17 protein-coding genes and 1 pseudogene are annotated in these 18,150 nt (G+C 64.6%); 2 read left to right on the forward strand and 16 right to left on the reverse strand.

What is annotated here, in order from left to right; genetic code table 11:
- The 11 genes from fliO to fliE all read right to left on the reverse strand — a co-directional run bounded on the left by fliO (position 1) and on the right by fliE (position 9,338).
- Positions 1-408, reverse strand: a complete 408-nt coding sequence (fliO, locus tag M3O59_RS09835) for a flagellar biosynthetic protein FliO (protein ID WP_064634894.1) — start codon at positions 406-408, stop codon at positions 1-3.
- A complete protein-coding gene (gene fliN, locus M3O59_RS09840; protein WP_064634892.1) occupies positions 405-743 on the reverse strand; it encodes a flagellar motor switch protein FliN in 339 nt (112 codons plus the stop codon). The genes fliO and fliN overlap by 4 nt, the downstream gene beginning before the upstream one ends.
- Positions 740-1,753 (reverse strand): flagellar motor switch protein FliM, encoded by a 1,014-nt coding sequence (gene fliM, locus M3O59_RS09845; protein ID WP_064634888.1) that lies wholly within the window; start codon positions 1,751-1,753, stop codon positions 740-742. Before fliM ends, fliN begins: the two co-directional genes overlap by 4 nt.
- Positions 1,754-1,763: 10 nt before the next feature.
- Positions 1,764-2,315: a flagellar basal body-associated FliL family protein gene (locus M3O59_RS09850; protein WP_181920513.1), complete on the reverse strand. Its 552-nt coding sequence runs from the start codon at positions 2,313-2,315 to the stop codon at positions 1,764-1,766.
- Between the two features lie 166 nt (positions 2,316-2,481).
- The gene (locus M3O59_RS09855; RefSeq protein ID WP_116905569.1) at positions 2,482-3,783 is read right to left on the reverse strand and encodes a flagellar hook-length control protein FliK; all 1,302 of its coding nucleotides are present in this window, start codon (positions 3,781-3,783) and stop codon (positions 2,482-2,484) included.
- On the reverse strand, positions 3,780-4,235 hold the full coding sequence (gene fliJ / locus M3O59_RS09860) for a flagellar export protein FliJ (RefSeq protein WP_064634885.1): 456 nt from the start codon (positions 4,233-4,235) through the stop codon (positions 3,780-3,782). The genes M3O59_RS09855 and fliJ overlap by 4 nt, the downstream gene beginning before the upstream one ends.
- A gap of 3 nt (positions 4,236-4,238) precedes the next feature.
- A complete protein-coding gene (locus M3O59_RS09865; protein ID WP_064634883.1) occupies positions 4,239-5,615 on the reverse strand; it encodes a FliI/YscN family ATPase in 1,377 nt (458 codons plus the stop codon).
- Positions 5,612-6,232, reverse strand: a complete 621-nt coding sequence (locus tag M3O59_RS09870; protein ID WP_116905570.1) for a FliH/SctL family protein — start codon at positions 6,230-6,232, stop codon at positions 5,612-5,614. Before M3O59_RS09870 ends, M3O59_RS09865 begins: the two co-directional genes overlap by 4 nt.
- Positions 6,229-7,218: a flagellar motor switch protein FliG gene (gene fliG, locus M3O59_RS09875; protein WP_010373680.1), complete on the reverse strand. Its 990-nt coding sequence runs from the start codon at positions 7,216-7,218 to the stop codon at positions 6,229-6,231. Before fliG ends, M3O59_RS09870 begins: the two co-directional genes overlap by 4 nt.
- 10 nt (positions 7,219-7,228) lie before the next feature.
- Positions 7,229-8,953, reverse strand: coding sequence for a flagellar basal-body MS-ring/collar protein FliF (gene fliF / locus M3O59_RS09880; protein WP_116905571.1), 1,725 nt, complete (start codon positions 8,951-8,953; stop codon positions 7,229-7,231).
- A gap of 13 nt (positions 8,954-8,966) precedes the next feature.
- The gene (fliE, locus tag M3O59_RS09885) at positions 8,967-9,338 is read right to left on the reverse strand and encodes a flagellar hook-basal body complex protein FliE (protein ID WP_064634877.1); all 372 of its coding nucleotides are present in this window, start codon (positions 9,336-9,338) and stop codon (positions 8,967-8,969) included.
- On the opposite strand from fliE, the gene M3O59_RS09890 reads away from it, so the two are divergent.
- Complete coding sequence (locus tag M3O59_RS09890; RefSeq protein WP_147308475.1) at positions 9,337-9,651, forward strand: hypothetical protein; 315 nt, start codon at positions 9,337-9,339, stop codon at positions 9,649-9,651. The two genes, fliE and M3O59_RS09890, sit on opposite strands and share 2 nt — an antisense overlap.
- A gap of 4 nt (positions 9,652-9,655) precedes the next feature.
- Positions 9,656-9,799: a hypothetical protein gene (locus M3O59_RS09895; RefSeq protein ID WP_181920514.1), complete on the forward strand. Its 144-nt coding sequence runs from the start codon at positions 9,656-9,658 to the stop codon at positions 9,797-9,799.
- Positions 9,800-9,888: 89 nt separating this feature from the next.
- On the opposite strand, the gene M3O59_RS09900 is transcribed toward M3O59_RS09895, so the two are convergent.
- From M3O59_RS09900 to M3O59_RS09920, 5 genes and pseudogenes are all read right to left on the reverse strand, one after another.
- The gene (locus M3O59_RS09900) at positions 9,889-13,386 is read right to left on the reverse strand and encodes a glycosyltransferase (protein WP_116905572.1); all 3,498 of its coding nucleotides are present in this window, start codon (positions 13,384-13,386) and stop codon (positions 9,889-9,891) included.
- Positions 13,387-13,632: 246 nt separating this feature from the next.
- A complete protein-coding gene (locus M3O59_RS09905; protein ID WP_249046971.1) occupies positions 13,633-15,156 on the reverse strand; it encodes an FkbM family methyltransferase in 1,524 nt (507 codons plus the stop codon).
- Positions 15,157-15,159: 3 nt separating this feature from the next.
- Positions 15,160-15,413: pseudogene (locus tag M3O59_RS09910) on the reverse strand (UDP-3-O-(3-hydroxymyristoyl)glucosamine N-acyltransferase); the annotation flags it as partial.
- Positions 15,414-15,804: 391 nt separating this feature from the next.
- Entirely contained in the window at positions 15,805-16,998 is a 1,194-nt protein-coding gene (locus M3O59_RS09915) for an FkbM family methyltransferase (protein WP_239686956.1), read from the reverse strand.
- Between the two features lie 207 nt (positions 16,999-17,205).
- The gene (locus tag M3O59_RS09920; protein ID WP_239686957.1) at positions 17,206-18,147 is read right to left on the reverse strand and encodes a hypothetical protein; all 942 of its coding nucleotides are present in this window, start codon (positions 18,145-18,147) and stop codon (positions 17,206-17,208) included.
- Positions 18,148-18,150 lie beyond the last annotated feature (3 nt).

An 18,150-nucleotide genomic window follows, 5' to 3' on the forward strand; every position in this document is an offset into this window, starting at 1 on the left:
TCACGGGTCCTTGCGCAGCTTCTGTGCGAGCAGCTGGGCGAAATTGGGGAGTTGCTTGAAGTTGGGCAGGGTGGGGGCGGGCGCGGGTGGCAGCGGTTCGGGTAGGGTGTGCAGGGTGCTGATGCCGCCGGCGGTGACGCCCAACAGCAATTGCTGGCCGTTCACCTCCACCACCACCACGCGTTCCTTGGCACCCACCGCCAGGCTGGTCACCACGCGCAGGCCCTCGCTGTTGCGAAAACCGCTGCCGGGCATGCGCTTGAGCAACCAGCTCAGGCCGACGATCAGCGCGAGCACCAACAGCAGTGCAAAGACCGCGCCAAACAGGCTGGGCGAGGACGGCGCCTGCGCGCCGACCTGGGTGGCCTTGGCCGCGACCGGCGCGGCGGCGGCCAGCAGGCCGATCACCGCAGCCTCCGGATCCGTTCGCTGGGGCTGACCACATCGGTCAGGCGGATGCCGAAGCGGTCATTGATGACCACGACTTCGCCATGCGCGATCAGGGTGCCGTTGACGTACACGTCCAGCGGTTCGCCGGCGCCGCGTTCCAGTTCCACCACCGAGCCCTGGTTGAGCTGCAGCAGGTTGCGGATCGGGATGCGCGCGCGGCCCACTTCCAGCGACAGGGTCACCGGCACGTCCAGGATGACGTCCAGATTGAGGTCGCTGGCGTTGAGATCGCGCTCGGGCTGCAGGCTGTCGAAGGTAGCGGGCGCGGCGTCGAGGATGTCGGAGTTCATCATTTGCTGGGGTCCTGGGATGGAACGGCACGCGGGGCTTGCACGCCGGGCGGGCGTACGGCGGTGATCTTGACGGCGTTGTTGCCATTGGAAACGCCGAATTCGCCGGTGAACAACGGGATTTCTTCCACGCACAGCGGCACCTGGGCGGGCAGGTCGATCGGCAGGATGTCGCCAACCTTCAAGCCGGTGAGCTGGCGCAGGCTCATGCGCTTGCTGGCCAACACGCTCGACAGCGTCACCTCGGCGGTGTCCAGCTGCTCGCGCAGCATCACGTTCCAGGAGTCGTCGCGGTCGTTGCGGTCGCTCTGGATACCGGCATCGAGCAATTCGCGGATCGGCTCCAGCATCGAATACGGCAGGGTGATGTGGATCTCGCCGCCGCCGCCTTCCAGCTCCACATGGAAGCGGCACACCACCACGTACTCGCGCGGGGTGACGATATTGGCGAAGTGCGGGTTGATCTCCGAGTTGATGTACTCAAAGTCCACGTCCATCACCGGCGCCCAGGCTTCCTTCAGGTCGGCGAAGGTCTGCTTGAGCATCAGCTGCACCACACGCATTTCGGTGGCGGTGAATTCGCGCCCTTCGATGCGGGTGTGGTAACGGCCGTCGCCACCGAAGAAGTTGTCCACCACGGTGAACACCAGGGTGGGTTCGAACACGATCAGGCCGGTGCCGCGCAGCGGTTTGAAGCGGATCAGGTTGAGGTTGGTCGGCACATACAGCGAATGCATGTACTCGTTGAACTTGACCAGGTCGATGCCGCGCACCGACAGGTCGGCCGAGCGCCGGATCAGGTTGAACAGGCCGATGCGCCACAGCCGCGCAAAGCGCTCGTTGACCATCTCCAGGGTCGGCATGCGCCCACGGATGATGCGGTCCTGGCTGGACAGGTCGTACTGGCGGGCCTCGCCCGGCAATGGCTCCGGCTCGGTATTGACCGCACCCGAATCCACGCCATGCAGCAGGGCATCGATTTCGTCCTGGGAAAGCAGATCACTGACGCTCATCGGGCAGGCCTTACTGGGTAACGAAACTGGTGAACAGCAGGTCTTCCACGCACTTCTTGCCGGTCTCGCTGGTCATGACCTTCTGTGCTTCGGCCAGGGCGGCTTTCTGCAGCTTCTGCTTGCCGGCCAGGTCGGCCACGTCGGTGGCCTTGGTCTGCGACAGCAGCATCAACAGATGCGCACGGATGGCCGGGGCGTTCTCGGTGATGAGCTTGAGTTCTTCCGGGTCGCGGGTGACCAGCTGCACTTCGACCTGCAGGTACTGCGGGCCATCGCCGGGATCGGCCAGGTTGACCACGATTGCCGGGTCCATCGGGAAGTACTGCGCCGGCTTGGGCACTTCGGCCACCTTGGGCGCGGCGTGCTTGCCGTCTTTCTCATCGCCCTTGTGGCCGAAAAAGAACCACGCGCCGCCGCCAGCAGCCGCAAGTACCACCACACCGATGGCGATCAGCAGGATGGACTTCTTGCCACCCTTCTTCTTTTCGCCTTTCTCGTCTTTGTCTTCGGTCTTCTTGGGTTTTTCGGCGGCTGCCACAGTCTGCTCCAGGGGAATGCTCACCCTGTCGATGCAATTGGCATGCCAAACACGCGTCGGTTTCCTGGCGCCTGCGCCACGCAAACCGGGACACCCCCGCAAGCCTTGTGCTGCAAGGGTGAACGGGCGTCAGCGGTCGCAAGCCGCGGCGCGATTTGCCGCCGCGCCGGGGTGTGCCCGGCGCATTGCCTCAGGCGTAGGCGTCCAGCAATCCACGCTGGCGTAACACCACCGACGGAATTCCGACGGGCGGGGCGTCGTCCAGGCTGAGGCCGTTGCCACTGCCATTGGCGCCATTGCGATTGCCGGACGGGTTCTGCTGTTGCTGGCCAACGTCGGCCTGGCCGAGCTGGAAGCCGTTCTGGCCGAGCATTTCGCGCAGCCGCGGCAGGCTCTGTTCCAGCGCCTGGCGGGTGTCGGCATTGGCGGCGGTGAAGCTGGCGTTGACCTTGTCGCCGTCCAGATGCAAACGCACTTCCACCGGCCCCATCTCGTTGGGGGTGACCTTGATGTGGGCGTGGCCGATCTTCTGGTCGGCCAGCCAGCTCATGCGTGCGCCGATGGCATCGTCGAAGTTGTCGCTGCCCAGGTCCGGGGTGGGGGTGGGCGAGGCGCTGAAGATCGGCGCTGCGTCCTGCAGGCGGGTGAGCGCCGGTGCAGTGGTGGTGGTGGGCAGCACGAACGCCGGGGCGTCCGGCGCTGCGGGCGCAGCGCTGTCGTCGGCAGCCGGTTCCAGCGCCTTGGCGGCCATGCTCATCAACGCGGCGGTCTGCGCATCGCCGCTCACTGCGGTGGACGAGGTGGGCTTGGCGCCTGCGGCGGCTGCCGGCACCAGTGCACCCAGCGCGGGCAGGGCGGTGGCGGCGTTCGCGGTGGCGGTGGCGGTGGCTGCGGTTGCATCGGTGGGCAATGCGGTGGCAGAAGCCGTCGCACCGGCGGCGCCGGCCATGCTGGCGGTCAGCGCCGCTGCTGCGGCAGCCAGCACATCGCCGCCCGGCAACGCCTGCGCCAGCAGGCCCATGCCGAAGCCGCCCAGGCCCGGTGGAGGCCAGCCGGCGTCGGTGGCGGTCGCCGCGTCTGCCGGTGCGTCTTCGCCGGCAGTGGCGGCCTTGGTGGTCTTGCCGGGCTTGCCGGTCCCAGCAGCAGTGCTGCTGTCGGTGGCTGCCGGATCCTTGGCGGCGCCGGACCTGGCCGGCTTGGCCTCGCCGTCCTGCGCACGCGGGCGTGCGGTGGCATCGCCGGCCGCATCGTCGTGGGTGTCGTCGTCGCTGCGATTGTTGTCGGACTGGTTGGGCTTGGGCGCGGCCTGCTTGGCCGGCACGCGCTCGGGCGCCTGCGGCGGGGCCTGGTTGGGCGTGTTGGCCGGATTGAGCATGCGCGCGAACTGGTCCTGGCCCGCATCCGGTTCGGACGAGGGGTCGCTGTAGCTGGATGTCTTGCCGGTGCCGGCAAGCGCGCCCAGGCCGGCGGCAAATGCGGAAAGGGGGTTCATGCGGAATCTCCGTGAGTATCTTCGGCACGCGCAAGGCGCGAGCGGCGTGCGCCCAGATCGTCCATCTCGCGCTGGTCGCGGCGTTCGATGACCTTGTTTTCCTGCGCGCGGTAGCTGGCGGCCAGTTGCTCCAGCACCTGCTTTTCGCGGCTGGCCAGCAGCAGGCGGGTGCGTTCGGATTCGACCTTGGTGATATTGCTCTGCACGGTCTGTGCCTGTTGCAGCACGGCGCTGTCGAGCCGGTCCAGAAAAGCACGGCGGTTGCTCAGCGCAGCGGCGCTGGTGCCGGCGATGTGGCTGTTGGCGTATTCCTCGGCATAGCGGCGCAGTTCTTCCAGGCGCGACTGGTGGGTCTCCAGAGTGCGCTGGCGCTCGGCCAGATCGCGGGCGACCTTGTCTTCCTGTTCCTGCGCCCGCCGTAGCAGGGGATCGATTCGTTTTGACTGCATCATGGATTAGGTCCCCGGCTCCACCAGTTCCTGCAGCGCGGACAGGCTGTCGCTCAGCAGCGATGCCTTGTGCACGTCCTGGCCCAGGAATTCGACGATCTCCGGCCAACGCGCCAACGCTTCGTCGGTGGCCGGGTCGCTGCCGCGCTGGTAAGCGCCAATGGCGATCAGGTCGCGGTTGGCGGTGTAGGCAGAGAGCAGCCGCTTGAGCTTGCGGATGCGCAGGCGCCACGGTTCGTCGGCAATGTCCTGCACCACACGGCTGACCGAGGATTCCAGGTCGATGGCCGGGTACAGGCCGCTGTCGGCAACCCGACGCGAAAGCAGGATGTGGCCGTCCAGGATGGCGCGGGCCGCATCGGCGATCGGGTCCTGCGGGTCGTCGCCTTCGGTCAGCACGGTGTAGAACGCAGTGATCGAACCGCGGCCCTTGGCGCCGTTGCCGGCACGTTCCACCAGCGCCGGCAATTTGGCGAACACCGACGGCGGGTAGCCGCGGGTGGTCGGCGGCTCGCCCACCGACAGGCCGATCTCGCGCTGCGCCTGCGCAAAGCGGGTCAGCGAATCCATCAGCAGCAACACGTTCAAACCCTGGTCGCGGAACCATTCGGCAATGGCGGTGGCGCGGTAGGCGCCATGCAGACGCGCCAACGGCGGGCGGTCGGCCGGGGCGGCCACCACCACGGCGCGGCGCAGGCCTTCCTCGCCCAGGGTGGTCTCGACGAAGTCGCGGACTTCGCGGCCACGTTCGCCGATCAGCCCGACCACGATCACGTCGGCCGAGGTGAAGCGGGTCATCATGCCCAGCAGCGTCGATTTACCGACGCCGGAGCCGGCGAACAGGCCCACGCGCTGGCCGCGGCCGATCGGCAGCATGGCGTTGATGGCGCGCACGCCGACATCCAGCGAGGTGGTAATGGGTTCGCGCGCCAGCGGGTTGATCGACACGCCGGCCATGCCGACGCTGCCTTCGGCGCGGATCGGGCCCTTGCCGTCCAGCGGGGTGCCGTCGCTGTCGATGACGCGGCCCAGCAGGCCTTCGCCCACTTCCACGCCGCCGCGGCGCCGCGAGGGCACCACGCGCGCGTTCGGCAGCAGGCCATGCAGTTCGGCGCTGGGCATCAGATAGGTGCGTTCGCCGGCAAAGCCGACCACTTCGGCATCCACCCAGCCGCCATCCACTTCGACCTTGCAGGTGGCGCCCATCGGCGCTTCGCAGCCGGTGGCTTCCAGGGTCAGGCCGACGGCGCGGCGCAGGATGCCTTCGCGGATCAAGGTGCGGCCGGCAGTGGGCTCCAGGCCCAGCGTGCCCAGCCGGGTGGCCAGGCGCAGGTTGCGTGCATCCAGCCAATCGGCCGGGGTGGCGCCGAACAGGGCGCTCACAGGCCCGCTCCGGATTTGCGCATGACTGTCTCCAGCGCGGCCCGCAGGCGCGCATCCAGGGTGCCGTCGATGCGCACGCTTTCGGCGTGCACACGCAGGTCGCCGCGGCTCAGGCTCATGTCCGGGGCCACGCGGGTGGTGCTGCTGGGCGCCAGATGCGGCAGCAGCGCGGTGATGTCGTCCGGGTGCAGGCGTACTTCGACTTCGCGCCCGGCACCGCCAACCGCATCGACCGCCTCGCCTACCAGCTCGGCCAGCAGCTGCGGGTCGGCCTGGTAGGCACGCCCGACCAGCTGGCCGGCAATGCGCACGGCCAGCTCGCCGAGCGCGCCGACCACTTCGTTTTCCAGCCGCGCCAGCGGGCGGGTGAAGTTGTCCAGGATGCCGTCGATCTGCGCGGTCAGGCGGCGCACTTCCGACTGTCCCTGGGCAAAGCCCTCGGCATGCCCGCGCGCGAAACCTTCCTGCTGGGCGGCGTCTTCGATGGCCTGGATCTCTTCCAGGGTGGGCGGACGCAGCACCGGCTCATAGACGGCCGGTTCGTCGAACTCGGTTTCCGGCGTGGCCGGGGCCAGGTGCAGGTCCGGGGCCAGCCAGCGGGTGACCACATCGTTCATACCATGGCCTCCGCACCGGCGCCGCCCAGGCTGATGGCACCTTCGTCAGCCAGGCGGCGGACGATGGTAAGGATTTCCTTCTGCGCCGCTTCCACGTCGGCCAGGCGCACCGGGCCACGCGCTTCCATGTCCTCGAGCAGGATTTCGGCCGCGCGCTGGGACATGTTGCGGGTGATCTTTTCGCGCACCTTGACGTCGGCGCCGCGCAGGGCCAAGCCCAGGCGCTCGCCGGAGACTTCGCGCAGCAGCGTCTGCAGGCCGCGGTCGTCCAGGTCCACCAGGTTGTCGAACACGAACATCAGGTCCTGGATCTTGCCGGCCAGGTCGGCGTCGATCTTGCCGATCTCGCCCAGCACGCCCTGGTCGGCGCCGGTGTCCAGGAAGTTGAGGATGTTGGCCGCCACCTTGATGCCGCCCACGTTGGACGATTTGAGATTCTGGTTGCCGGCAAACTGGCGCTCCATGATGTCGTTGAGCTCGCTCAGCGCGTTGGGCGGGATGCCATCCAGGGTGGCGATGCGCAGCAGCACGTCGGCGCGGGTGCGCTCGGGCAGCAGCTTCAGCGCCTCGGCGGCCTGGTCGCTGTCCAGATGCGCCATCACGATGGCGATGATCTGCGGGTGTTCGTTGCGCACCAGGTCGGCGACCGCGCGCGGGTCCATCCACTTCAGGGTGTCCAGGCCAGTGGTGTTGCGGCCCAGCAGGATGCGGTCGATCAGGCCACCGGCCTTGTCGGCGCCCAGCGCCTGGATCAGCACGTTGCGGATGTAGTCGTCGGCGCCCACGCCCAGCGAGGTCTTGCCCGCCAGTTCGCCGTTGAAGTCGTCCATCACCTTTTCGACCTGATCGCGCGAGATGCCGGTCATGGTGGCCATGGCGATGCCGATCTTCTGCACCTCCTTGGGGTCCATGTGCTTGAGCACTTCGGCGGCGTCGCTTTCCCCAAGCGACAGCAACAACACGGCAGCACGCTGCACGCCACTCATTGGTTGTGTTTCAGGCTTCACTGGCAACCCATCCCTTCACGACTTGTGCGACACGTTTTGAATCGGCCTTGACTGCTTCGCGTGCAACCCGCATACGTTCTTCGTAGGCATCCGGCAGGGCGATCGGGGTCTTGCGCTCCTGCCCGATGCTGGCGGTGTCCTCACCCATGTGCGGCAGCAACTCATCGTCTTCGTCGACCATCCGCACGTCGGCGCTCTGTGGAGTGCCATCCTTGCCAGCCTTGGCTTGCTTGTCCTTGACCGCGGTCACGCCAGTGAGCTGACGCAGGGTGGGGCGCACCACACCGAACAGCAGCGCCAGCACCACCACCGCGCCGACCAGCAGGCGCAGACCGTTCTGCACGCGCGGGTCTTCCCACCACTTGGGGCCTTCTTCGCCCGCCACCGCTTCACGCACGAACGGGGCATTCATCACCGACACCGTGTCGCCACGTGCCGCGTCGAAGCCCACTGCCTGCTTGACCAGGCCTTCGATACGGGTGAGCTCGGCAGCGGTGAGCGGCTGTTCGACCATCTTGCCCTTGGCGCCGGGGCGCGGGACGTTGTCCAGCAGCACCGCCACGGAGACGCGCTTGATGCGGCCGGCCGGCTGACGGGTGTGTTGCAAGGTCCGGTCCAATTCGTAGTTACGGGTGGCGCTCTTGGAACTTTCGGTTGGCGCGGCCGGGGCGGCGGCCTGGCCGTTGGCGGCAGCCGGGGTGCCTGGCGCGCCGGCGACGGCCGGTGCCGGCGGCTGGCCGGGGCTGTTGCTGGTTGCACCCGGCGGGCCCTGCGGGCCGGTGGCGCTGGTGCTGGTGTCGTTGATCTGCTCGCTGCGCAGCTTGGCCGGCTCGCCGTTGTAGAGCTCGCGGGCTTCTTCCACTACCGAGAAGTCCATGTCTACGCTGACTTCCGGGTTGACCCGGCCCGGGCCGGTCATCGGCTCGAGCAGCTCGCGGATGCGCTGGTTGTAGGAGCTTTCCTGGCGGCGCACCTGTTCGAACTGGGCAGCGTGCTGGGCGGCGTCGCTGTTGGGGTCGGCGATGGAGAGCATGCGGCCGCTCTGGTCGACCACGGTGACGCGTTCGGGGGTCATGTCCGGGATGCTGGAGGCGACCAGATTGACGATGGCATCGACCTGGTTGCGCTCCAGGCCCTGGCCGCCGCGCAGTTCCAGCACCACCGAGGCGCTGGCCACATCGCGCTGGCGGGTGAAGGCGCTGGGCTTGGGAATGGCCAGGTGCACACGCGCCTCGCGCACCGGGCGCAGGGTGCCGATGGTGCGCGAGAGTTCGGTTTCCAGCGCGTGCTGGTAGCGGGCGTTTTCCACGAACTGGCTGACGCCGAAGCCGGGGTCTTTTTCCATCAGCTCGAAACCGCCGCCGGTTTCCTTGCCGGTCAGGCCGGAGCCGGCCAGCTTGAGGCGCGCGTCGTACAGGCGGTCCTGCGGCACCGAGATCGCGCCGGTGCCCTGGTCGATCTTGAACGGGATCTGCGCGGTGCGCAGCAGGTCGGCCGCCTCGGCATTGCCCTTTTCATCCAGGCCGGTGTACAGCGACTGATAGCCCGGCTTCTGCGACCAGAAGAACACCGCCAGACCGGCCGCCACCGCCAGGGCGATCATCGCCATCATGGTCAGCTTGCGGGTGATCTGCAGGCTGCGGACACGGTCGAACCATTGCCCCGCCTTTTCGGCGTTCTGGTTCATGTTTTCTTTGCTGATCGCGAGAGCCATGTGTCGTCAACCTTTACAGCGGCATGTTCATGACGTCCTGGTAAGCCTGGACGAGACGGTTGCGGACTTCCACGGTGGCGCGGAAGGCCACCTGGGACTGCTGGGAGGCGACCATGACCCGCGCCAGATCGGCACTGGGGTCGCCCATTTCGAATGCTTTGGAGAGCGCGCCTGACTTCTGTTGGGCCTCGTTGACGCCGCCGATGGCGCCGCGCAAGGTTTCGCTGAAGCTCGGTGCCTGGGTGGCCGGTGTTCCCTGCGTGCCGGCCAGCCCCTGGATCTGGTTACCGCGCGCCGCATCGCCCACCGCGCCCATCGGGCCTTGGCCCATCTGCGTCTGGTAGCTGCGGATCTGCGAGAGGATGGAGGTAACGGAATCGCTCATGGGTGCGGTCAGCCAGGGAGGCATCCACACCAATGCAAGCGGCGTGCCGAAATGGCGCCGGGATTCCGGCGCGAGTATGTTCCTGCCGCGGCTGGGGCGCAGCGTGATTGCCCCCATCCGCCCTTCGGGCACCTTCCCCCGCAAGCGGGAGAAGGGAGCCGCCGGATGGTCAGTTGCCCTGCAACCAACAGATCACATGCAGCCCGGCTGTCCTTCTCCTGCCAGCGGGAGAAGGTGGCGCGCAGCGCCGGATGAGGGCAACACCATCAATGGCAATGCGGCTCAATCGGGGCGATGCGCGGCGCTGGAGTGAACACATGCCCCATCCGCCCTTCGGGCACCTTCCCCGCAAGCGGGAGAAGGAACCGGTAGGCGACCAGTCGCAGCGCAACCAACAGATCACAGGCAGCCCGCTTTCCTTCTCCCGCCAGCGGGAGAAGGTGGCGCGCAGCGCCGGATGAGGGTGACACCGTCAACTCACATACAACCAGACATACTTCTACTGCCTTCTACTGCAAACGGAAAAACACCCAAGCAGCACGCTCGGGCGCTAGTCCGGCAACCACGCGGCTCGCCAGGTGTCCAGATTGCTGCCGCTCAGCATCCAGTCGCGCCGCACCACCTCGCACAGGGCTGCTCCCTTGGCGCGCGTCGCAGCCGAGTCGGCCAGGTGCTCCCGGATCGCGCCGATCCAGTCGCGATAGCGGTTCTTCACCAGCGTCACCGGCAGGCTGCCCTGGTAGCAGCGCACGTCGCTGGCGATGACCGGGTAACCGCAAGCGCCGTATTCGAGCAGCCGCAGATTGCTCTTGCACTCGTTGAACAGGTTCTGCTCCACCGGTGCCAGCGCCAGATCCAGATCCAGCGCGGCCAGCGCCGCCGGGTAGTGATCGATCGGCACGCCTGGCTGAAAGTGGTGAATGTGCTCGCGCAGCGCGAACGGGTACATGCCCATGAACACCCATTCGACTTCGTCGCCCAGTTCGCGCACCACGTCGGCAATCAATTCCAGATCGCCGGTATGGCTGGCACCACCGGCCCAGCCGATGCGCGGCTTGCCACCCTGGCGTTGGGCCCGCTGCGGCAGCGATTCCCACCAATGCGGCGGCAGACGGTTTTCGGCCACGCGGATGTCGCTGTGCAGCCCGGCAAACGCCTCGGCCAGGGCAGGGGTGGAGACAACGAAGCGGTCCACCATGCTAAGCCCGCGCCGCAACGTCTTGAGGATGTCCTTGGGCATGTGCTCGCGGTGCGCATTCTTCAGCGGCAGATTGGGTAGGTAATCGTCCAGCTCGTAGACCTTGAAGGCGCGCGACAACGTCTTCATCCGCCGCATCGCCTCCAGCCGTGCCTCGCCGACCTGGCGCTGCAGGATCACCACGTCGGGATCCTGACGCGCCAGCTCGGCAATCTCCAGATAACCGTTGAATAGCACGCCTTCGACTACGCCGGCCTCGCGCAAGGCGCGTAGCGGCTGGATTACCCGGTAGTGGCCGCAGCCTTCGATGTCGGCCGGCAGCGCGATCACGCTGGGCAGAGGCCGCCATGACTGCAACGGCCGCCAGCTGGCGCGCGGGTCGGCCAGCGCGAAGCCGGCGCCGGGGTCCAACGAAAACCCCGGGTTGTAGGCCGGGTCGTTGGCCATCGCCGGCAACCAACGCGCGTACATCGCCTCTTCGTCGAGTGCCGTGGCGGGCGTCGCGTCGGGCGGGTCGATTAACAACTGCGCGCGTGCCGCATATACATTGAGGTAACCGGCCTGCTGCAGGCGCAGGCACAGGTCGACATCGCTCCACTGCGCCAGCGCCGGCTCCAGCGCGAAGCCGCCTGCGTCGAGAAACAGCTGGCGCGGCAGCATCAGGCATTCGCCACTGAGTGCGCTGTAGTTCTGATCCAGTTGCAGGCGCTGCAGATAGCCCGATTCGTCGAACGCCGCACCTGCAAAGGCGCGCGCCGCTGGTGCCCCCAGGCCCAGCAGCAGGCCGGCGTGATGCACGGTGCCGTTGCCGCGCAGCAGCTTGCCGGCGACTGCACCGACCTCTGGCCGCAGCCCATGGTTGAGCAACTGATCGAGCCAATCGGCCTTCATCACCGCAGCGCCAGCCGACAGCCACAGCAGCACGTCCCCACGTGCGTGCTCCACCGCCGCATTGCACACCGCCTCGCGCGATGGCTCGGCAGCAAAGCGCAGCACGCGGATCTGCTGCATGCCCAGGGTGTCGATGCCGGCCAGCCAGGCGTGCAGCCCCGGCTCGGTGGTGCCGCGATCCAGCAGCAGCACCTCGTAATGCGGATAGCCGGTGTTGGCCAGGATGCTTTCCAGGCAGCGCTGTACCTGCGGCAGGCGCCCATCCACCAGCACCAGGATGCTGACCAGCGGCTGCTGCGCATAGCGGTAGTCCACCGCATGCCGGCCGGGCGCTGCGCTGTGCACCACGGCGTCCACGTAGCCGCGTGCGCTGAGGTGGCGCGCGATGGCCTGGCGTTCGTCTTCGTCGTCATGCTGCGGCTTGGCCGATGCAATCAGCAAAGGCTCGGCGATGTGCCGAATGCAGGCCAACCCGTAACGCTCGACCAGGCCCAGCTGGTAATCCAGTTCGAATGCCGCACCTGTTCCGGTGGGGAAGCCGCCATCGGCCAACAGCGTGCGGTGCCGGAACACCCAGTGCCGCGAAAGCGTCGCCGGCGCGCTCAATAGCATGTCCAGATACAGCGCCGGCCGCAGCGCCAGCCCCAACTTGCCGTTGTCCAGCGCCATCACTTCGTCGGCGTAGACGGCCTGGCACTCGTCGGGCAAGGCGAGCATCTCCAGCGCCAGCATCAGCAGACCGCTGGCAGTGAACAGGCTGCCGGCGTCGACCAGCAGCACCCAATCGATCGCGTCCTGCGCGGCGATGACCCGATTGAGCGTTGCCGGCAAGCCGTGCTCATCGATCGGCACGCCGTGCTCGCCGTGCTCGGCAACTTGCTGCGGTGCGCTGCTGATGACCCAGGTTTGGTGCCGTCGATAACAGGCCACCGCCTCCAGACTGGCCCGGGTTGCCGCGACCGCTGCGGCATCGCCTTGGCGGTCGATCAGCAGTACCGCGATGCGGGGGCCGCCGGCATGCGCCTGCAGGCGTGCTTCGATCAACGCTCGCTGCACCGTGCTCGGCTGGCGCACGCCCAGCCAGGTCGCCGGCGACACCCGCTCGGCCATGCCGGCGCTTTGCATCAGCGCATTGACCAAATCCACCGGCTTGAATACGCGCGCCTTGTGCGGGCTGAGCGGGGCCACGCGCACCTGCCGGTTGTCGCCAGTCTCGCGCCGCCAACCCAACTGGCGGATACCCTGGCGGAAGTCTTCATGGCCCTGATCGCCGACCCCGACCTGGTCGCGCCCGGTCTGGCTGAACTGCGCGCTGGACACGCGGAAGTGCGTCAGCGGGCTGGCCAGCATCGCCAGGTTGCCTTTGCGCAGCAGTTTCACGTAGATCGCCAGATCGCCGACCCAATGGATCGGCTTGCCGTTCAACATCATCAACTCGTTGCCCAGCGCGAGCAGATCGGCGCCGCGTGCCAGCACGCAACTCGGCTCGCCAATGAAGTTGATGGTGTGGTCGGCCAGAAACGACACCAGCTCCGGCCCGTCGATCAACACATCGTCGGCAAACGGAAAACAGGTGGCCAGGATGTCCGGCAACGGCGCGCCGTTGTCGTCGATCCGCACCCGCCGCGACGATGCCAGCGCGGTGCCTGGGTTGCGCTCGATTGCCTCCACCAACTGCGCAATACAGTCGGGCTGCAGCACATCGTCATCGTGCAGGAACTTGACGTACTCGCCCTGTGCTAAGCCGATGCCTTTGACCGTGCTGCCCAGCTCGCCGAGCCGGGATGCATTGCGATGGTAGCGAATGGGGAAGGGCGCATCCGCCAACCTGGATGCCAGCACCGCCTCGATGGCACCATCGGCATTGTCGTCGCAGATCACCAGCTCCAACGCCGGGTAGGTCTGTGTCAGCACGCTGTCCAGCGCTTGCGCAAAGTGCCGGGGCTTATAGGTCGGCATGACGATGCTGACTAGGGCAGAAGAGCTCAAGGGCGGTGGTCCGAGTTGATCATTCAAGAGTTATCTGATGCTAGACGAGATGCCGGCGCGAATCGGTCCGATCACCCCGGAAGTCAACGAGCATCGAACTGGCCGAGAACCAATGCAAGATGCACGCCGCTTGCATCATGATGCGTCACCACTGAGAGCAATGGCTGCGGTGGCACTGGGAGCAGGCCCTTGCAAGTCCTGACTTTTTTTTTAGGCTTACTCCGCCCAAGGCGGTGGTGCGGCACCAGGGACAGGCGATGCATACAAAACGAGGTCGTAGTAGTGGCCGGGAGAGTGTTGGCGTAGACGGAAGTGATAGCCATCGACCAATTTGTCCAGTTGTTCCACGATATCGAGTAGATCCTGGGCGTAGTGGTAGACACAAATCGCCATGCGGGGACGCTGGGTGCGGATGAGGTGAGATGCGCCTTCCAGTGCCCTGGCTTCAAATCCTTCGATGTCCAACTTCAAGAACGTCAGCTTTTCCAATTCGTCGTCCAGGCGTGTGGTAGCCACGGAGATTCCGCCACCCGGCGATACATGGCTGGAAACCGTGCCGGTCTCCTCGAAGCGCAGCGTCGTATGTTCGTTGGAGATCGCTTTTTTGAGGGCCTTGAAATTGTGCGGGGGAAGAGGAAAAGCGCTCGCAATGTCCTCCAATTTCTGAAAGTTGATGCCATCGGGTTCGAAAGCGGTGATGCTTTCGTAGCGATAACGAGATGCTTCTAGGAATTTGCGGACGATAGGGCCCTGGAAGGCGCCGCCATCACAGAAATGTTCACGCTGGCCAAGCTGGAATGTGCTGCTGTCGGCGTATTCCGAAAAGTACTCGTTGATCGGCGTCGCCCAGCAGTTCAACAGAAGGCTGGAATCGTAGGTAAGGCGGAACAACAGGTTGCTGTAAAGCGTAAAGACGCTCAAATCGTCCTCAAGTCGATCCGCAAGACGCAGAAATTCGTCCAGGCGCAGAAGCGTCCGCTGACGGTATACCTGGGCAGGCTCGTATACGGCGGGCATCCCACAGTGCGCAACGGCCAGGCAGGCATCTACCCTTTCAATGCCCGCTTGCGCGCAGAGCTTGCGGGCCAGGCCCGATTCTCCCGGGCTGTAAGAAAAATCGATGGCCAACGCCTGCGGATGCTGGGCTGCTTGCTCGATGAACTGGCGCGAACTCCAACGCGGCACTCCATGAACGGTGTCGCTGTCGCTTGGCTGGTCATCAATGGCAGCAATGACATGGCTGGGCCGTTCGACAATCTGTGGGCCATAGATGTTGCCAAGGCCCGAGCGCGGTTGCAGCAGAAAAAGGGGGCGCTGCTCAAAACGTGGGATCAGCGGATCAACGGAAGGCGCGACGCTGAGTTGTTCAATGCCCGCGCTGGTGCAGAGGTCATTTGCAAACGCCCGTCCGCGCGGGCTGCAGGAGAAATCGATAGCGATTGCATCGGCGTACTGGCCCGCCCTGCCAAGAAACTCCTGACTGCTCCAGCGCGGCGCGCCGTGAAGGCGGTCCAAGTGGATGCTTTGGTCATCAATTGCGGCAACAACATGACGCAGGCCGGCAATAACTCTGGGACCATGCGCCATGCCCACATAGGATTCGGGAGCGATGAGGAATAAAGGGCGGTTGGCAATCGCCGGCAGGCGCGCAATGACGTCCTCAAGCGCAGGGTGCTCCTGCTCCGCAATACGTAGAATCCGTTGGCGAAGCTGCTCATTTCTTGAGTTCATGAACCTCATGTCCCGTAGGTATGAATGGGGGGGGTATCGGGCATCGCAAGAGGTCTTGGCAGGCACGTTCTCGCAGTAGACACGTGGCCAACCAAGTTCGCAGCCTAGTCTCACCTTGACTCAGCCTTCAGGATGGCGTCGGTTCGCAGGACACTGTTGCCGCCGATCCCAACGCCGATTTGCAGACGATTCTCCATCCAGCATGAGGATTTGATGCGGCATGCCGGTCCGCGGTAAGCGCCGGCATGGATGACATTGTCGTGGTCGGCGATGGTTCGGCGCTCTTAAGAAGCCGCCATCGCTGATACGGCTTGGGCGTAGGTCAACCACATTTCGGCAGAGGTTGATCGCATCCAGACGGGTGGTGGTCTGCACCAGTGCAAAGCGGTCCGCCTTCAGGTCCAGCATCAGAATGACGATGCGCCGTCCGCCACTGGCCTGCCGCCGCTGATCGACCAATCGTTGCTGCGCCTGGCTGGGTGCGCGGAGCCTTGGGTGCCGCCCCCGACCCGGCGATTCCGCGCCGGTGCGATACCAGTCAATGCCGCGCACGCCCTGGCGGAAATCGATGTGGCTGTGCTCGCCAGTGCCCATACGGTCCGGATATTGTTTCGCCCGTGATCAGTCGGCAATCCACTTAGTTCTTGCGGCAGACAGTCAATAGAAATACAGGCATGTATCCCAACGATCTTGCGTGTGATGGCGCAGGCCGATCTTATAATCCGGATTCAAAGAGAGCGCCAAATCGCTGAGATCCAGCAAGTCGGTGGACCTGTGATAGGCAGAGATTGCCATTTTGGGCTTGCACAGTTTGATCGTCTTTTCCGCACCCCTCAGGGCTGCAAGTTCCGACCCTTCGATGTCCATTTTGATGAACGTGGGCGCATCGTCGATGATGTTGTCGATGGGGCGCACGTCGATCATGTCTGTGGGCTCGCAATCGCCACTCGAGGGCCTGATGAAGCCTCCGTGCCCACCCTCGTGCTTGAATGGAACCCTGGTTTCCGTCTCGCCAACGCCGCAGCGGTGCAGACTGATTTTAGATCCTAGAGGCGTGCCTTCATAGCGGCGCATCACGTTATTCAGTGTGCCTATGTTGAGGCGATCAGGTTCGATCATCCACGAACGCGAGAATTGGCCTTTGGTGACGCCAATAAGGCCGGTGAGGGATTCGCCGATGGAGGCACCGCAATCCACCATCTTTTCCGAATCGCCGAATCGCAGCAGACCAGAGCGGAAATACAAGGTTGTATAGGGGCGTTCAATTTCGTGGTAGTACTCCGGATCACAGGTCAGGTGGAAGTTCAGAACGGAGAACAAGGTTTGTGCAGAGTAGTCGTCGGACAAACGTTTTGCTAGACGCTGAAATCTGGCGACGTTGCGCACGATTTCCTGTCCCCAGTCGTCCACCCTGTAATCGACTCGCCCTTGCAAGCCGAAAGCGCGAACGGCCTGTTCGAAATTGATGTGGGGAATGTTGTGCTGCCGGCATATCTGATCAAAAAAGCGCTTAGATCCATCTTGTCGGCAGGTATTGAAAGCGATGATGTCTCTGGATTTTGCCAGTTCTACAAATCTGTCCGTAGAGATTATGGGCGTGTCGTAATGCAGAGCGCCGGAGTGATAGCGAAAGTCGTCCACGGAGGCAATCACGTTGCAATGCCAATCCTCTTTCAGACCTAATAAGTACCCACCGAAACCTCCAGTACCGAGGATGATCACCTTGGTGTCATCGCCATGCTTTGCAATGAGGCGGCGCACGTCCTCGGGAACACCGAACATTGGGTCATCACTCAGACCCTGGGCAGCAAGAAGAAAATTTTCCTCCATTGACTGGGGATCGATGTTCATTTTGGTTTGGATATCTGTTTGCATCATTGGGCCCTTGGTCGTGTTCGGTAAACACCGATCGGATTGTTGTAACGCGGGTCGAAATAAGGCTTGGCGGCAACGTCCTCCCGCTCGATGTAACAGGATTTGTAGGTACTCACGACGATTCTGACTATTGAAAGGGGGCATCAGCGCGGGGGCGGCGTCGGCAATGGCAACCGCGCGTGCTTAGCGCAAGTGCCGACGTAAGTCGTCCCAGTCCAGCAGGTCGGTGGCCACACCGCGCGCGGCCAGTAGGTCTGAGTACTGCTGCAAATCGTAGGACAACGCTGTCCGCAGCGAGTCGAACTTCGGTGCCTCGAAGTTGGGCTCCTGCTCGTCAAAGGGCAGGTCGCGGCTGGAAAAGCCAAACTTCACGTCATCCGTCTCAGGTACCTCGCCGATTAGCCTTGACAGGAACTTCGCGCGGTTCGCCTCCTCCTTCAGCTTGTCGAGTGACACCAGGATCAGGTCTTCCGGGCGGTACCGATCAAGGAAGCTTTTGATGCTGGTGTAGTAGAAGCTCGCCACCAGCACAGACATGAAGGGGAAGCTCCGGCGAGTCATCAGGAAAGCTGCCTCGTAATCCAGCCTGCCTGCGAAGTCTCCTTGTCGGAGTCTATCGATCTCGGCATCGAAATGCTGTTCGACGTAACCAGAGGAAACCCGAGGGAACATGCGTATGTGAAGGTTCTTCTGCTCCTGATAGATAGTGGACGCGGTGATCTTTGGCAGTCGCGTCCCATCCCGGGTTGTGGTGGTTCCTGAGGTTTTCAGGTAACTGTCGGAAAGCGCCAGCGACTCACTATCCTGGAGGGCGTTGATCTTCTTCATGCGGTAGGAGCTCCAGGTCCGCTCGAAGGGATTGCGCAGGCATAGCACGATCCGGGTGCCATGTTCGGGTAGTCGCGAGATCGCATAGGGGCTGTGGGAGTAGCCGGCGCTGGCATCCAGCCACGGCAGTTGCGCCGGTGGGGGCAGTTGCGGCTGCGTGCCGGGAATCAGGTAGCCATGCGGTTCCTTGATGTCCTCGACCAGATACTGTGCGATCCCGTTTCCGGTCAGCCAGCCGGCCAGGGTCGTGGTCCCGCATTTCTCCATGCCGGAGAGGAATATGTAGTTGGTTTTCATTGC

It is taken from the genome of Xanthomonas nasturtii (genome assembly GCF_023337365.3).
GTDB classification, from domain to species: Bacteria; Pseudomonadota; Gammaproteobacteria; order Xanthomonadales; family Xanthomonadaceae; genus Xanthomonas; species Xanthomonas nasturtii.

Coding starts and splice junctions, on each gene's coding strand:
- fliF (WP_116905571.1), bottom strand. CDS start 8,953: ATGGCTCTCGCGATCAGCAAAGAAAACATGAACCAGAACGCCGAAAAG.
- M3O59_RS09915 (WP_239686956.1), bottom strand. CDS start 16,998: ATGAACATCGATCCCCAGTCAATGGAGGAAAATTTTCTTCTTGCTGCC.
- M3O59_RS09905 (WP_249046971.1), bottom strand. CDS start 15,156: ATGAGGTTCATGAACTCAAGAAATGAGCAGCTTCGCCAACGGATTCTA.
- fliJ (WP_064634885.1), bottom strand. CDS start 4,235: ATGATGCAGTCAAAACGAATCGATCCCCTGCTACGGCGGGCGCAGGAA.
- M3O59_RS09900 (WP_116905572.1), bottom strand. CDS start 13,386: ATGCCGACCTATAAGCCCCGGCACTTTGCGCAAGCGCTGGACAGCGTG.
- fliN (WP_064634892.1), bottom strand. CDS start 743: ATGATGAACTCCGACATCCTCGACGCCGCGCCCGCTACCTTCGACAGC.
- fliM (WP_064634888.1), bottom strand. CDS start 1,753: ATGAGCGTCAGTGATCTGCTTTCCCAGGACGAAATCGATGCCCTGCTG.
- M3O59_RS09855 (WP_116905569.1), bottom strand. CDS start 3,783: ATGAACCCCCTTTCCGCATTTGCCGCCGGCCTGGGCGCGCTTGCCGGC.
- fliG (WP_010373680.1), bottom strand. CDS start 7,218: ATGAGTGGCGTGCAGCGTGCTGCCGTGTTGTTGCTGTCGCTTGGGGAA.
- fliE (WP_064634877.1), bottom strand. CDS start 9,338: ATGAGCGATTCCGTTACCTCCATCCTCTCGCAGATCCGCAGCTACCAG.
- M3O59_RS09870 (WP_116905570.1), bottom strand. CDS start 6,232: ATGAACGATGTGGTCACCCGCTGGCTGGCCCCGGACCTGCACCTGGCC.
- M3O59_RS09890 (WP_147308475.1), top strand. CDS start 9,337: ATGGGTGCGGTCAGCCAGGGAGGCATCCACACCAATGCAAGCGGCGTG.
- M3O59_RS09895 (WP_181920514.1), top strand. CDS start 9,656: ATGCCCCATCCGCCCTTCGGGCACCTTCCCCGCAAGCGGGAGAAGGAA.
- M3O59_RS09920 (WP_239686957.1), bottom strand. CDS start 18,147: ATGAAAACCAACTACATATTCCTCTCCGGCATGGAGAAATGCGGGACC.